This window comes from Kribbella sp. NPDC031520, assembly GCF_055580825.1.
In genome coordinates this window covers 1,060,980-1,074,133 of record NZ_JBVIKS010000003.1, presented here as the reverse complement: position 1 = coordinate 1,074,133, position 13,154 = coordinate 1,060,980, and the positions used below count along the sequence as shown (strand labels likewise).

The window sequence follows — 13,154 nt, the reverse complement described above, 5'->3', positions numbered from 1 at the left end:
GCTGGAGATATCACCGTAGGTCATCGGGGTCCTGATGCTGACTGAACGGCATCTGCAGATCTTCGTCGCGCTAGCCGAGGAGCAGCATTTCGGCGACGCCGCACGCGTCGTCGGCATCACCCAGCCGCCCCTATCCCAGGGCCTGCGCCGTCTGGAAGCGCTGATCGGCGCCAAGCTCTTCGAACGCGGAGCCGGCCGCGTCGAGCTCACCCCGGCCGGCGTCGCCCTCCTCCCGTACGCGCGCCGCGCACTCTCGTCGATGGAGGACTTCCACCAGGCCGCCGTCGCCCGCGATCCGGAGGGCCCCGAGATCCGGCTCGGCCTCGCACCGGAGGTCCCACCGTCGGCCGGCGGGAAGCTCGCCGCCGCTTGCGCCGCGGTGATCCCGGGCAGCGGGGTCACGGTGGTCAGCGCACCGACCACCTCGCTGGTGAACCAGGTCAGCACAGGCCGCCTGACCCTGGCCGCCGTACAACACCCCGCAGTACTCGACGGCCTGGAGGCGGGCCCGGTGACGCTCCTCCCAACCTGGGCCCTGGTGCCGCACCCGACGACACCCAGGCGCGGCCCGGCCGACCGCGAGCAGACGGGCCGCGCCCGCACTGGGCGCACGCTCGACGGGCGCGGGGTGGACGGGCGCGGCATCGTCGTGCGTGCCGAGGACGGTCCCGCGGTGGACAGGCGTACGGGCGACGGGCGTGCGGCGAGCGGCAGGGCTGGCGAGGGGTATGCCGGTGGCGGGTATGTGGGGGACGGGCGTGCGGTTGCTGGGTGGGGTGGGGGCGAGGGGGTGGTGGCGTTGCGGGAGTTGAAGGGGTTGCCGGTTGCGGTGCGGCCTCGGGGTGAGGCGCCGGCGGCTCGGGATTTGTTTCTGGATACGTTGGCGTTGCATCGGCCGGACGGCGGGACCGTGGTGGTGACGGACGAGCGCGCCGGGCTGGCGATGGTGGCGGCCGGGCAGGCGATCGTGGTGACGGCCGACCCGTCGCTGACCGCGCCCGGCGTCCGGCGCTACCGGTTGACGGGGGATCCGCTGCCGTTGCGGTTGCGGCTCGTCTGGTCGAGGACACGTACGCCGTTCCTCCGTCCGAACGACGTGATGGCCCAACTCACCGAAGCGCTCACCTCGTGAACGCCCGGATCCGCGGGGTCTTCGAGGACGCCGGCGTACGCGGCTGGCTGCACGCGGTCGCGCTGGACGATCCCGACGCGACCGTCGAGGTCGACGCGGACGGGATCGTGCCGCTCGCTTCGGTCTACAAGCTGCCGTTGCTCGCGGGCTTCTGCCGCCTGGTGGACCGCGGCGAACTCGATCCGCGGCAACAACTCACCGTCGACCCGTCGACGAAGACCAGCGGGCCGACCGGGCTGTCGGTGTTCGCCGACCCGGTCACGGCATCGCTGCGCGACCTCGCCCTCTCGATGATGACGGTCTCCGACAACGCGTCCGCGGACGCCTTGCTGGACCTCGTCGGTCTGCAACGCCTGGCCGCGATGCTCACGGAGTTCGGCCTGCACAGAACCTGGGTACGCCGAGGTACTGCGGGCAACCTGCGCGACCTGCAACGCCGTACCGGTACCGACGACCCGGACGCGGCTCTCGCCGTACTCGCGGACAACGACCGTACCGACCCGTCCGGCGTGTACGAGGCCGCGAACGCTTCGGCGAGTACGGCACGCGATCTGACGTTGCTGCTGCGCCGGTTGTGGGCGGGCGAACTGCTGTCCCCGGAGCAGACCGAGTTCATGAAGGCGACGATGCACCGGCAGATCTTCCTGCACCGGCTCGCCTCGGGTTTCCCGCACGACGAAGTCCGGGTCGCCGGGAAAACCGGCACCTTCGGGGCACTCCGCCACGAGGTCGGGGTCGTCACACTGCCCGACGGCGCCGCGTTCGCCATCGCCGTCTTCACCCTGGCCGCCCGCGGCGACTTCCGCCAACCTCGAGTGGACGCCGCCATCGGCGAAGCCGCCCGCCTCGCCGTCGACCTCCTCCGCTGACGACCTGCAGCTCGACAGGACGTATACGCCCACTGCGCCTGATCCAGCCGTCGCCCCAGTGTGCGGGAGACGTGTGCTGGACGTATACGTCCTGTCGAGCGGTCAGATGATCGCGTAGGCCTCGACCTCGAGCAGGGCGCCGGGGACGGCGAGGGCCGCGACCTGCACCGCCGTGCTCGCGGGTTTCGTGCCGGGGATGTACTTGTCGCGGACGACGCGGATCGCGGGCAGCTGGCCGACGTCGGTCAGGAAGAACGTCAGCTTGACCACGTTCTCGAATGTGGCGCCGGCGGCGGCCAGGCAGCGCTCGAGGTTCGCGAACACCTGCTCGGCCTGCGCGCCCGGCTCACCGGCGCCGACCAGCTTGCCCTCCGCGTCCAGTGCCAGCTGCCCGGACACCGCCACCCACTGGCCGGTTCCGGTCACCACATGGCTGTAACCGTTGCCGGGGGCAACACCCTGGACCTGCGGATACTCCAGTTCACTCACCATGTCCTCCGTTCGGCGGGTATCCCTATCCGATCACACCCAGGGTTGAGAAACCGGTTTCCATTGGGAGAGGATACGGAGGTGGGCCGGACACCGAAGGACACCATCACGATCACCGACGTCGCGCGCGTCGCGGAGGTGTCACGCGCGACCGTGTCCCGGGTGATGAACGGCCGGCTCAGTGTCGCACCCGAGATCGTCGCCCGGGTACGGGCCGCGGCGGAGCAGCTCAACTACCGGCCGAGCGACCTGGCCCGGAGCCTGTCGCTGGGCCGTACGAACATGGTGGCGCTGGTCGTACCGGACCTCGGCAACCCGCTGTTCCAGCAGATCCTGCGCGGGATCACGAACGCGTCCGCGGCGGCCGGGTACAAGGTACTGGTCGCCGAGACCGACGAAGACCCGGACGCCGAGGCGGCGATCGCGATCGAGGCGCGCAGGCGTTGCGACGCGCTGATCATGGTCTCGCCGCGGATGGACGAGGAGCGCCTGGTCGAACTGCTGCCGCAGGTGCAGCCGGTGATCCTGGTCAACCGGCAAGGCCCGGCCGAGGTGTCGTCGGTGGTCGTCGACTACGGCCGCGCCGTCCGGATCGTCGTGGATCACCTGGTCGGCCTCGGGCATCGGCGGCTCGCGTTCCTGTCCGGGCCGGCCGCGAGCGCGTCGAACCGGCTGCGGCTGCAGGCGCTCGAGGTCGCCGAGCGGGAGATCCCGGGGCTGGACCTGGTCCGGCTGGAGTGCGGCTGGTCGATCGAGGACGGGTACGCCGCGGTGGAGCGGGTGCTCGACGCGCAGGTGACGGCGGTCGTCGCGTTCAACGATCTGGTCGCGTTCGGGCTGCTCGCGCGGCTGAACGAGGTCGGGGTCGCCGTACCGGCCGATCTGTCCGTGACCGGGATGGACGACATCGGGCTGGCGCGGTTCGCCGTACCGTCGCTGACCACCGTCCGGGTACCGCAGAAGGATCTCGGTGAGCTGGCATGGCAGCGGTTGCTCGCCTCGATCGCGGGCCCCACGGGCGAGGCGAACGGCGTACCGGAGCTGCGGCGTGCGGGCGAGGCCGACGGCGTACCGGAGCTGCGGCTGGCGGTGCGAGCGAGTACGGGTCCGGTGCCGCAGGCGCCGCGGTCTTCGGCGTCAGATGATCGGATCGGCTGGCAGCAGCAGGGCGACATCTTCGAACTCGGGAGCTCCGCGGGCCTGCTCGCGCGGTACGAGTTCGGCCGCCGGATGCCGCAGGTACACGCGCCGCGGCCGTACCTGCATCCCGTGCGGACGCTCGGCGGGCACCCATTGACCGATGTCAGCCCCGTCGACCACCGGCACCACTACGGCGTCTCACTCGCCGTCGCGCAGGTCAACGGAACGTCGCACTGGGGCGGGCGGACGTACGTACGCGGCCAAGGTCCGACCCTGCTGACGAACCACGGCCAGCAACGGAGCCGCGGCGTGACGCTCAACGATCGCGAGCTGACCGACGACGTCACCTGGTACGACGAGCAGGGCCGGCCCCAGCTCGTCGAGCGTCGTCGTCTCACCGGGGCGCTCGCTTTCGGCGGCTGGCGACTCGACTGGCGCAGCGTACTCACCGCCCGCTACGGCCCTGTCCGCATCGACAGCCCGGCAACGACCGGCCGCGAAGGAGCCGGGTACGGCGGGATCTTCTGGCGGCTGCCGCTCGTGGAGACGACCGTCCTGAGCGCGGACGGCGACGGTCTCGAGGCGGCGTTCGGGTCGTCGAGCCCGTGGCTTGCGTTCGTACAGGGCGATGTCAGCCTGCTGCTGGTGCAGCCCGATCGCGTGTGGCCGTGGTTCCTGCGGACGTCGCAGTACGTCGGTGCGTGTCCGGCGCTCGCGTGGGACGAACCGTTGGCGCTCCAACCGAACCAGGAGCTCGAGTTGTCGTTGACCGCCGTACTGCTGGATCGCCCACTGGATGCAGGTGAAGCTAAAACGTTGGCAGGCCGGTTGTAGGGGACGACGCGAGCGCGGACTGCCAGCGGCGCGGGACGCGGCCGGCGAGCCGGGCGTTGCGGCCCGCGGAGACCGCGTCGCGCATCGCGGCGGCCATCAGAGCGGGCTTCTCCGCGCGGGTCACCGGGGTCGCGAGCATCACCGCGTCGCAGCCGAGCTCCATCGCCAGCGCGGCGTCGCTCGCCGTACCGATACCCGCGTCCACGATCACCGGGACGCCGGCCGCCTCGACGATCAGTGCGAGGTTGTGCGGGTTGCGGATGCCGAGTGCCGAACCGATGGGTGCGGCCAACGGCATCACCGCCGCGCAGCCCGCCTGCTCCAGACGGCGGGCCAGGATCGGGTCGTCGTTCGTGTACGGGAGAACGGTGAAACCGTCCGCCACCAAGGCGTCCACGGCGTCCAGGAGCTCGATCGGATCGGGCAGCAGCAGGTGGTCGTCGGCGACCACCTCGACCTTGATCAGGTCGGTCTCCAGCGCCTCGCGGGCCAGCTTCGCGGTCAGTACGGCCTCGGCGGCGGTGTGACAACCGGCCGTGTTCGGCAGTACGTCGATGTTGTGCTTCTTGAGTACGTCGAGCACCGAGCCCTCGTGTCCGGTACCGAGGCGACGCATCGCGACCGTGGTCAGTTGGGTGCCGGAGGCAATCAATGCCTCCTCCATCACTTCCAGGTTGGCGGAACCGCCCGTGCCCATGATCAGCCGGGAGGTGTACGTCCGCCCGCCGAGCTCCAGTGGATCGTCCATCTCAGCCTCCCTGCGTCGCGCTGACGATCTCGACCCGGTCGCCTGGACGCAGCGTGGTCCGCGCCCACTCGGCCTTGGTCAGCACGCTCTGGTTCACCGCGACCGCGATTCCGGTGCTGCGGTCGGAGTACTCCGAGATCAACTCGGCCACCGACTGACCGGCCGGCACGTCGACGGCCGTACCGTTCACCCACACCGACTCCATCGCTTCCTCCCTACGCCGGAATTACCCGAGTCAGGTCCGGAGGGCGACTGAGGACCGTGCGCCTACTGCGCGGCACTCGGCGGGCGCCTCGCCGCGCTGGAGGGAAGGGAACGATGAAACCACATCGACCCCTCCCCTCCAGCGCGCCGAGGCACTCCGCCGAGCACCTGCTCGCTACGGCGCACGGTCCTCAGTCGCCCTCCAGCGGTCGGTGGCGGTTCAGCCACCCTCTCAGCCCACTCCCTGCAAGCTCCCGCGGACGTCTTCGACTTTAGCTCACCCTCCCGGCCTTTTCATGACCGGGAGGGTGGCGTGGACAGCTACGGTGCGGTGATCGAGGTGACTGTCGCTCCGGAGATGTACGTCGGCCAGACACCCACGGTGACGGTGATCTGGCCGTTCGCGTTCGGTGTCTGGGTGCTGGTCAGGCCGTACAGGCTGGTGACCTGGACCGGGCCGGTCGCGTTCACCGTCACCGTGGTGTTGGAGCCGCTCGCGGCCCAGATCGAGCGGAACGGTGTGCCGTCGTTGGCCGCGTAGACCTGGTCGATCAAGCCGTTGCCGGGGAACTCCTTGCCCAGGAACGTCGCGCCGCGGAGTTGCCGGGCCGCGGTGGAGTAGGCGACGTACGCCGGCTTCGGGGTGTACTGCCCGAGCGCGTCGGACTCGTTGTGCACCATGCCGTAGTTCTGCTGGTCGACGGCCGGGTCGACGCCGTCGTTCTTGAGGTCGTACATGTAGAACCGGTCTACGTCGTGTCCTGGGACGTCGAGCATTTCCCGGGCCAGGTACATCGCCTGGGTCGGTTCGGCGACCGGTACGGCACTCCCGGCGCCGGTGTACCACCCGGCCTCGGTGATCCAGATCGGTTTGTCGACACCGCCGTTGTACTGCCGGATCGTCGCCCGCACCTGGTCGACGAAGGCGCCGACGGGCTCGGGTGCGTGCAGGTAGTTGTACGGATGGATCGACACCACGTCGAGGTACTTCAGCCCGCCGAGCTGGCAGAACTGCTGGAACCACGCCTGCTGCGTCACGTCGGTGTCACTCCCGCCGACGATCGTCAGACCGGGGTGGTTCGCCTTGAGTTTCGTATAAGTTGCCTGCAGCAACGAGACGTACGCCTCGGGAGTCTGGTACGCCGCCCCCTCGCCGTTGATGTCCCACTCGTTCCAGACCGCCAGGTTCTTGACCTGCGGGTACTGCGTGACGAGCTTGTCGGCGTAGTTCGCGAAGCCGGCCCGACCGGCGTCCGTGGTCGGGGGATTGCCGCTGTCGTAGAACCTGTTCCCGCGGTCGGCGATCATCAGCGGATCGATCCCGTTGGTCTGGAACGCCTGCTGGTACGCCGTGATCTTCGCCGGGAAGGAGATCGTGCCCTGCGTGGTCTCGGCATCGCTCCAGTACGCCTCGTCGCGACCCGTCCGCGCCCCGGACAGTGTGAGCAGGGGCACCAGATCCGTGCTCCACGACTGCGCGAAGTGCGTACCGGCTCCTTGGTACGTCGGGGCCGTGGTGGCGGCGACCGCGTCGACGTTGACGGCTGCCGTCGTACCGCCGCCGATGATCGAGCTCTTGTCCAGCGTCAGCATGATCGCCTTCGCGGGACCGTGCCAGATGCCGTCGTCGGCGCCGCCGAAGTGCAGGTAGCCGCTGCCGGCGTCGAACCTCGTGACGCTGAACTGTTGCCAGGCGGTTCCGGAGATGGTGAGGCGCTGCTGGTGGACCTGGCCGGTCGCATCCGTCACCCGCAGTCCGAGTGACGAGACCTGGCTCGATTTCGCCCACAGAACAAGGGATTTGGCGTCGATCGGTACGAAATTACGCTGCAACGCGACGTAGTTTCCGCCGCCGGTGAAGTCGCCGCTGAGCTTGGCGGACTGGGCTCCGGCGTGCGGGGAAACGGTGTCGTAAGCAAGGCTGCCGGTCGCGCCGGGGAACTCGCTGCCCGGGTAGAACGACCAGCCTTCCGCGGCGCTCTCGTAGTCGCCGAGCGGCGTCGTCGGCGTGGACGCGAGCGTGTTGAGCGTCAGGTCGTCGAGGTTGACGCTGCCGCTCGTCGCGCCGCTGATCGCGCCCTTGTCCAGCACGATCTCGATCGCCTTCGCCGGCCCGTGCCAGACGCCGTCGTTCGTGCCGCCGAAGTGCACGTACTGCTTGCCGCCGTCGAACTTTGTGACGCTCAACGGCTGCCAATCAGTTGCCCCCGACAACGTCAGCCGTTGCTGGTGGACCTGACCGGTGAAGTCGGTGATGCGGAACGTGAGGAACGACAGGTTCGGCGTCTTCGCCCAGAAGCTGACGCTGGTCGCGGCGACCGAGGGGAGTGGGCGGTTGACGCTCACGTACGCACCGCCCGCGCTGAAGTTGCCGGACAGCTTGCCGGAACTGCTGCCCTCGTGATTGTCGGTGGTGTCGAGCGCAAAGCTTCCGGTGGCGCCGGGGTATTCGCTGCCAGGGTAGAAGGTCCAGCCTTCGGCGGTGTTCTCGAAGTCGCCGACGCGGCTGGTGCTGAGGCCGGCGACTGCCGCCGTACTGAGCGGGCTGAGGATGGCGAACGTCGTCCGCGCGGTCGCCGTACCGGCCTGGACGGTGAGCTGGTACCAGCCGCGGGTGGTGACGGACACCTGTAGCGTGCTGGCGGCGGCCTGGCTGCCGGTGGCGACCACCGTTCCGTTGACGTCGGCGGCCGACCAGGTGACGGACGAGGCGTCGGTGTTCAGACCGATCTTGACCGGCTGGCCGTCGGTGAACACGTTGCCGAGGGTGATCGGGGTGAGGGCGAGCGTCGCGGCATGGGCCGGGGTGACGGTGCCGATGGTGATGAGTAGCGCCGCAAGAGCGAGCGCAAGGGTACGTCGCATGCCGACTCCTGTTTCAGGGCGTGGTGAAGTGGCTGGACGTCGGCTGCCTCGACGGTGATGCGAAATCGCTTTCGCTACTATCGCCGCGTCATTGGAGCGGTGTCAACGGCTCGGCGCCGGTCAGGAGTGCAGCCAGCTCCGTTGGGCGGTAGAGCACCTGCTTGCCGGTGCGTTGCGGCTCTACGAGGCCAGTGCGACGCAGTAGCTGGAGGTGCTGGCTCACGGCGGACGGGGTCACCTGTAGCTCGCCGGCCAGGTCCGTTGTGGTGCGTGGGTGTGTCAGCAGGTCGAGGATGCGTGCTCTCGGCGTTCCGATCAGTTGAGCGAGGTCTTGGTGGGACGGGGGCTCGGCCACGGACCACAGGTTCGCCTGACCGCGTGGTGGGTAGCCGAGGATCGGCTCGGCGCCGGGGTCGAACGGGATGACCGCGTGTGGTCCGAAGAGCGTCGGCTGGAGAACCAGTCCGCGGCCGTTGATCTCCTCGCTGCGGCTTACGGCGGCCACGCGGTCCACCTTGAGGAGGCCGTCTGCGTACGTGATGGCAGGGCCTAGTCCATTGAGCATTGCGCCGGTGCCGTGCTGGGTGAGGACGTGGCCGCGGTAGCTGATGTCTGCGGAGAGCAGCGTGCGCATGCGGTTCCAGTACGGCGCCATCATGGTGTTCCAGTAGTCCTTGAGCGCTTGGACGACCTTTTCGATGGTCAGGTCGTCCGGGAGCTCGCCGTTGACTGCGGTGAGTTGCCGGTTGAACGTGGTGTGGCTGGTGTTGGCGATCAGGTCGAGCTCGTCGGCCAACTGGGTGAGCGGCGAGGTCGGCCGGGGTGTGAGGAAGTCCGGGCTGCCCATGGTGTCGTTGACGAGCCACCGCAGTACGTCCCAGTCGAGCCCGGCGACCCGCGGCTGTACGGCGCGCACCCACCCGAGCTGCAACGGGAACCGCCCGGGATCGCGCAACGCCCGCAGCGACAGGACCATCTCCGCGACCGGCGACACCGCGAACCGTACGTCGGCCAGGTCCTCCGAGTTCAGGACGTACGTCAGCATGCATAAAGTATGTCGGTGGCCGGTGAGAGCCTGTCGGCATGGGTTTTCGAACGATGGACAACGACGAAATGGCCGAGTTCCTGGCGCGCCCGCTGGTAGCGGTGTTCGCGATCGACGATCCGGGATGGTCGCCGCACGTGACACCGGTCTGGTTCCACCACCTGGCCGACGGCAACCGGTTCCAGGTGATGACACCTTCTGCTTCCAAGAAGACCAGGCTGTTCCGGTCCGGGTCGGGGCAGCTGTCGCTCTCCGTTCAGACTGCCGACGGGCCGACGGCGTCGTACGTCAACATGCAGGGGGTTGCCGAGCTGCTGCCGCTCGACCGTGGGTTGCTGCAGGCGATGGTCGAGAAGTACCTCCAGCCCGAGCAGCGCGAGGCCTACCTGGCCAACCCACCCGAGGACGCGATGTTCGACATCACCCCACGCCGAATCACCACCGGAGTCATCAGCTGACACTTCGCCGGGCTGTTCCGTCGTACACGCATGATCGCTGCTGACGAGTACGTCCTCGACCCGGATCGCACCCGGATCGGCTTCATCGCCGCCCACCGGGTGGGCGGCCGTGTCCACGGCCGCTTCGCCTCCTTCGAGGGCGGCGCCCGCGCGGACCACGCCTGGCTGACTGTCGAACTGAACAGCATAGACACGGGCAACGCCCGCCGCGACGCCCAACTCCGCAAGGACTTCTTCGACACACAGAAGCACCCGGCGATGACCTTCGAGACGACCGGCGTCGAGCGGGTCTCCGACTCCCTCTACAACGTCACCGGCGACCTGACCGTCCGAGGCACGACACAACCGCTGACAATCCCTTTCACGCTCACCGAATCAGACGACGCCCTCCACTTCACCGCCCGCACCACCCTCAACCGCCACACCTGGAACGCCAACTGGAACACCTTCACCAAGGCCCTCGTCCAGCCGGATGTCATAGTCGACCTGAAGGTGACCGCCACCCGCCGCTAGCTACTCGCAGGCGATCCCGTCGTGGTCGGCGTCCAGGCGGTAGATGTCAGTACCGATGACGTCGATCGGCCCCTGTACGTACTCGGGTCCATTTCCGCTACCCCCTGCGCAGTCGACGTCGCTGGCGATCGGGACGCAGCCGGAGTAGTTCGGATCGCAGTCGTTGGACTGCGTCGGCTCATCCACCTTCGTCCCCACCACCGTTACCTGCGTCCGCGGCTCCTTCGCCACTTCCTGCCGGACCAGCCGCTTGGCGGTCTGTACGCCGTTCACGTACGTCACCCGGTACGTCAACCGCCGCGTCCCGTCCACGCCCGCCGTACGCACACTCTTCTCGCCCTTCGGCAACGAGTCGTCCGTCACGGTCTTCTTCTTGAACGGAATCACCCGAAGTTCCACGACCTCCGTCGTCGTGGTCCTCGGCTTCACGAACGGCTTCGGTGAGACAACCACCGTCGGCGTACCCACCGACCGCCCGCTGCTGACCGGCGGCGAGACGGCGACCCGCGTACTGACCGGCCCTGCCGGCTCACCGCCCGCCGACGAGCCCTGACCCGCACCACATCCCGCGGCGATCACGACCACCGCCACCGACCCCAACGCACCACGTAGCAACAACACGATCCATCCCCCCAACCCGCCGTCGGTTCCCCCCGCGGCAGGATTGTCAGCACCCGGCATCCCCGGGCGAATTCCGAGCTGTACCACCACCGGTCACCGCCTGCAACCCCTCACCCCCGCCCCCGACCAAGCAATCCCCACCCAAACCTGACACACTGTTCCCCTCACCAACTGAGGGCCTCTAGCTCAACTGGCAGAGCAGCGGACTTTTAATCCGCGGGTTGTGGGTTCGAGTCCCACGGGGCCTACAAGTTTCTTTGTATGGCCTCGGTTGATGGACGACAGATCGTCCTCGGCTGAGGCTTTACATGTTTTCGGCTGATGCTTGACGGTGGCTTCGGCTGATTGTTGACACTCCCGGTATGCGGGAGATGAGTGTGGCTGAGCAGCAGTTGAGCGTGCAGGAGCAGAAGTACCGGGCGGTACTCGCGGTGCTGTTCGACGGCCGGTCGGTGAGCGAGGTGGGCTGTCAGATTTGCGGCTACGCGCCGAGAAATTGAGGAGCGTCAGCGATCTCGCCAGGCGAGTGGTGAGGTTTGAAGAGCTGCTTCGGCGAGGCGGCGACCGAAATCGGTCTGGATTCGGGCGCGGGACGACTCGATCCAGCCGGTGACGCGCTTGTAGCCGGCTTCGCCGTACTCGACGGCCTGCATGAGGCACTCGAGGCGGTCCGCGTCTTTGGCGCAGCGTGCCTCGATCGTCTCAGCGGCCTCGTACTCGGTGACGGCTTCGCGGATGCTCTTGGCGGCCGCCTCGGGAAGGACGGCGACTTGGTCCTCGGTGATGCGTTCGTTGCTCGCGACATCCATGTACGGCTTAGCGCTGTGTGGGATGTCGCCGATGCGGGTCTCCTGCGAGTCGTGCCACATCCCGAGGTACGCCGCCCGCGCCGGGTCGCCGCCTTCCTCGCTGGCGATCAGTGCGGCGAGCTGGGCGACGCGCAGGCTGTGCTCAGCGACGGACTCGGGATCGCGGACGCCGACATGCCACCATCCGGCACGGCGGAGTCGCTTGAGTACGCCCATCTCGTAGGCGAAGGCGACGACTCCTGTTGCGTCCCGGTCGGTAGCGTCATCGGTCACGATTACTCCGTTTCGATCATCGGTTGGCCAACTGCACAGCGCACCGCAGATTGTTCAACTCTACGGTGCTGCTGTCAGCGGGGTTGTCGCCCAGCGCTGCTTCGACGCGCTCGTCGGTTCGTCGCCGTAGTTCTATGTCGTACTCCAAGAGCTCCGGGCGGGCGAGCACCAATTGCCAGAGGCTGTGGATGTTCAGCGGAGCATTCACCTGATCTGTCAGATGCTCGAGCAGGTGGTTCGCTAGCCGCACTCCTGACCAGCTTCGAGTCGACGTCGCGGTGATCAGGTAGGAGTCATCGGTATGCGGCTCGTTGATCTCTCCAAGCCAGTAGGCCCAGTAGGTGAGATTCGCGGCTGCATGTCGTTCGTCGCTCAGCGTGTTGTCGATGAAGTAGCGCAGCGGATCCGCGTCGCCGTGTCTGGCGAGCGCGACTGCCGCTGAGCGTGCGGCGATCCCACTGGTGAGATTCGCCGTCGTGCTGCCGTTGAATGCATGCTTGTGCTGCACCGCGAGCCAGTCGGCAGACTCCTGGCGTTTGTCGAATCCGAGCAGGTAGGTCGCCTGCCGTCGCAGGACGGGCATGTCCTCAGGGGATGCCTGTTCCGCAACGTTCAGTAATTGATCGAAGAACTCATGCTGAGCCGCGACGGTGAGGATCGGGTGCGATGCCACAGGTCCTCGGCCCGGCTTGGCCGGCAGGTCGCGGAGTTGCGGAGGTGTGATTCCCGTGAACGGCCAGGTCACAAGGTTCACGAGGCGGCGCCGGTGGACGGTTGAGGCCAGTGGATGCTGCTGCACTTCGGCGTTGCCCAGTTCGCCACTCGTGATCTGGCCGAGCAGTTCGTCCGCTTCGACGGCATCGTGTAGCGAGGCCACCCCTCTGGCAGGTGCACCAAACGCCGCCAAGCGTGTCTGCAACCGCCGGAAGTCGGAGACTCGCAGCGAGGTCAGCGACCGGCGGCCCGTCTCCCAGCCCTGGACGGTGCTGACGTCGACCCCGAGTCGTTCCGCGAGCGACGTCTGGGTCATGCCGATCGAGCCGCGCAGCATCTTGAGGACGTAGCCCGAAATCACACCGTGGTAATCCCCGGACATCGAGAAACCCCGCATGTCGGTCGGTGTTTCAGGACCACGCACCGGCGAGCCTTCCCTC

General features: G+C 68.0%; 14 protein-coding genes and 1 tRNA gene. 7 read left to right on the top strand and 8 right to left on the bottom strand.

The features are described from left to right. Positions 1 to 34 precede the first annotated feature (34 nt). Entirely contained in the window at positions 35 to 1,132 is a 1,098-nt protein-coding gene (locus ACZ5BU_RS20505; protein WP_465700984.1) for a LysR family transcriptional regulator, read from the top strand. Further along, a complete protein-coding gene (locus ACZ5BU_RS20500) occupies positions 1,129 to 2,001 on the top strand; it encodes a serine hydrolase (protein WP_465700982.1) in 873 nt (290 codons plus the stop codon). Before ACZ5BU_RS20505 ends, ACZ5BU_RS20500 begins: the two co-directional genes overlap by 4 nt. A 102-nt stretch (positions 2,002 to 2,103) precedes the next feature. Here the strand turns inward: ACZ5BU_RS20500 and ACZ5BU_RS20495 are convergent, their stop codons facing one another. Next, complete coding sequence (locus ACZ5BU_RS20495; protein ID WP_465700981.1) at positions 2,104 to 2,490, bottom strand: RidA family protein; 387 nt, start codon at positions 2,488 to 2,490, stop codon at positions 2,104 to 2,106. An 81-nt stretch (positions 2,491 to 2,571) separates the two neighbouring features. On the opposite strand from ACZ5BU_RS20495, the gene ACZ5BU_RS20490 reads away from it, so the two are divergent. Continuing rightward, positions 2,572 to 4,464, top strand: a complete 1,893-nt coding sequence (locus ACZ5BU_RS20490; RefSeq protein WP_465700979.1) for a DUF6807 family protein — start codon at positions 2,572 to 2,574, stop codon at positions 4,462 to 4,464. On the opposite strand, the gene ACZ5BU_RS20485 is transcribed toward ACZ5BU_RS20490, so the two are convergent. From ACZ5BU_RS20485 to ACZ5BU_RS20470, 4 genes are all read right to left on the bottom strand, one after another. Beyond that, on the bottom strand, positions 4,439 to 5,212 hold the full coding sequence (locus ACZ5BU_RS20485) for a thiazole synthase (RefSeq protein WP_465700978.1): 774 nt from the start codon (positions 5,210 to 5,212) through the stop codon (positions 4,439 to 4,441). The two genes, ACZ5BU_RS20490 and ACZ5BU_RS20485, sit on opposite strands and share 26 nt — an antisense overlap. Position 5,213: 1 nt before the next feature. Continuing rightward, the gene (gene thiS, locus ACZ5BU_RS20480) at positions 5,214 to 5,417 is read right to left on the bottom strand and encodes a sulfur carrier protein ThiS (protein ID WP_465700976.1); all 204 of its coding nucleotides are present in this window, start codon (positions 5,415 to 5,417) and stop codon (positions 5,214 to 5,216) included. Positions 5,418 to 5,737: 320 nt separating this feature from the next. Then, on the bottom strand, positions 5,738 to 8,281 hold the full coding sequence (locus tag ACZ5BU_RS20475; protein WP_465700974.1) for a glycosyl hydrolase: 2,544 nt from the start codon (positions 8,279 to 8,281) through the stop codon (positions 5,738 to 5,740). Between the two features lie 88 nt (positions 8,282 to 8,369). Continuing rightward, the gene (locus ACZ5BU_RS20470) at positions 8,370 to 9,326 is read right to left on the bottom strand and encodes an ArsR/SmtB family transcription factor (RefSeq protein WP_465700973.1); all 957 of its coding nucleotides are present in this window, start codon (positions 9,324 to 9,326) and stop codon (positions 8,370 to 8,372) included. 38 nt (positions 9,327 to 9,364) lie between these two features. Between ACZ5BU_RS20470 and ACZ5BU_RS20465 the strand changes: the two genes are divergently transcribed. Then, complete coding sequence (locus ACZ5BU_RS20465; protein ID WP_465700971.1) at positions 9,365 to 9,784, top strand: pyridoxamine 5'-phosphate oxidase family protein; 420 nt, start codon at positions 9,365 to 9,367, stop codon at positions 9,782 to 9,784. Between the two features lie 30 nt (positions 9,785 to 9,814). Further along, complete coding sequence (locus ACZ5BU_RS20460; RefSeq protein WP_465700970.1) at positions 9,815 to 10,297, top strand: YceI family protein; 483 nt, start codon at positions 9,815 to 9,817, stop codon at positions 10,295 to 10,297. Here the strand turns inward: ACZ5BU_RS20460 and ACZ5BU_RS20455 are convergent, their stop codons facing one another. Beyond that, a complete protein-coding gene (locus tag ACZ5BU_RS20455) occupies positions 10,298 to 10,918 on the bottom strand; it encodes a G5 domain-containing protein (protein WP_465700968.1) in 621 nt (206 codons plus the stop codon). Positions 10,919 to 11,093: 175 nt separating this feature from the next. On the opposite strand from ACZ5BU_RS20455, the gene ACZ5BU_RS20450 reads away from it, so the two are divergent. Then, positions 11,094 to 11,166, top strand: a tRNA-Lys gene (locus tag ACZ5BU_RS20450). Between the two features lie 114 nt (positions 11,167 to 11,280). Next, positions 11,281 to 11,418 (top strand): hypothetical protein, encoded by a 138-nt coding sequence (locus ACZ5BU_RS20445; RefSeq protein WP_465700967.1) that lies wholly within the window; start codon positions 11,281 to 11,283, stop codon positions 11,416 to 11,418. Between the two features lie 6 nt (positions 11,419 to 11,424). On the opposite strand, the gene ACZ5BU_RS20440 is transcribed toward ACZ5BU_RS20445, so the two are convergent. Together ACZ5BU_RS20440 and ACZ5BU_RS20435 are read right to left on the bottom strand one after the other, a co-directional pair. Beyond that, the gene (locus ACZ5BU_RS20440; protein ID WP_465700966.1) at positions 11,425 to 12,000 is read right to left on the bottom strand and encodes an HD domain-containing protein; all 576 of its coding nucleotides are present in this window, start codon (positions 11,998 to 12,000) and stop codon (positions 11,425 to 11,427) included. 16 nt (positions 12,001 to 12,016) lie between these two features. Beyond that, the gene (locus ACZ5BU_RS20435) at positions 12,017 to 13,096 is read right to left on the bottom strand and encodes a helix-turn-helix domain-containing protein (RefSeq protein WP_465700964.1); all 1,080 of its coding nucleotides are present in this window, start codon (positions 13,094 to 13,096) and stop codon (positions 12,017 to 12,019) included. Between the last annotated feature and the right edge of the window lie 58 nt (positions 13,097 to 13,154).

What these genes read in the sequence shown, in the direction of transcription:
- ACZ5BU_RS20505 (WP_465700984.1), top strand. Translation starts at nt 35, where the DNA reads ATGCTGACTGAACGGCATCTGCAGATCTTCGTCGCGCTAGCCGAGGAG.
- ACZ5BU_RS20485 (WP_465700978.1), bottom strand. Translation starts at nt 5,212, where the DNA reads ATGGACGATCCACTGGAGCTCGGCGGGCGGACGTACACCTCCCGGCTG.
- thiS (WP_465700976.1), bottom strand. Translation starts at nt 5,417, where the DNA reads ATGGAGTCGGTGTGGGTGAACGGTACGGCCGTCGACGTGCCGGCCGGT.
- ACZ5BU_RS20475 (WP_465700974.1), bottom strand. Translation starts at nt 8,281, where the DNA reads ATGCGACGTACCCTTGCGCTCGCTCTTGCGGCGCTACTCATCACCATC.
- ACZ5BU_RS20470 (WP_465700973.1), bottom strand. Translation starts at nt 9,326, where the DNA reads ATGCTGACGTACGTCCTGAACTCGGAGGACCTGGCCGACGTACGGTTC.
- ACZ5BU_RS20465 (WP_465700971.1), top strand. Translation starts at nt 9,365, where the DNA reads ATGGGTTTTCGAACGATGGACAACGACGAAATGGCCGAGTTCCTGGCG.
- ACZ5BU_RS20460 (WP_465700970.1), top strand. Translation starts at nt 9,815, where the DNA reads ATGATCGCTGCTGACGAGTACGTCCTCGACCCGGATCGCACCCGGATC.
- ACZ5BU_RS20445 (WP_465700967.1), top strand. Translation starts at nt 11,281, where the DNA reads ATGCGGGAGATGAGTGTGGCTGAGCAGCAGTTGAGCGTGCAGGAGCAG.
- ACZ5BU_RS20435 (WP_465700964.1), bottom strand. Translation starts at nt 13,096, where the DNA reads ATGTCCGGGGATTACCACGGTGTGATTTCGGGCTACGTCCTCAAGATG.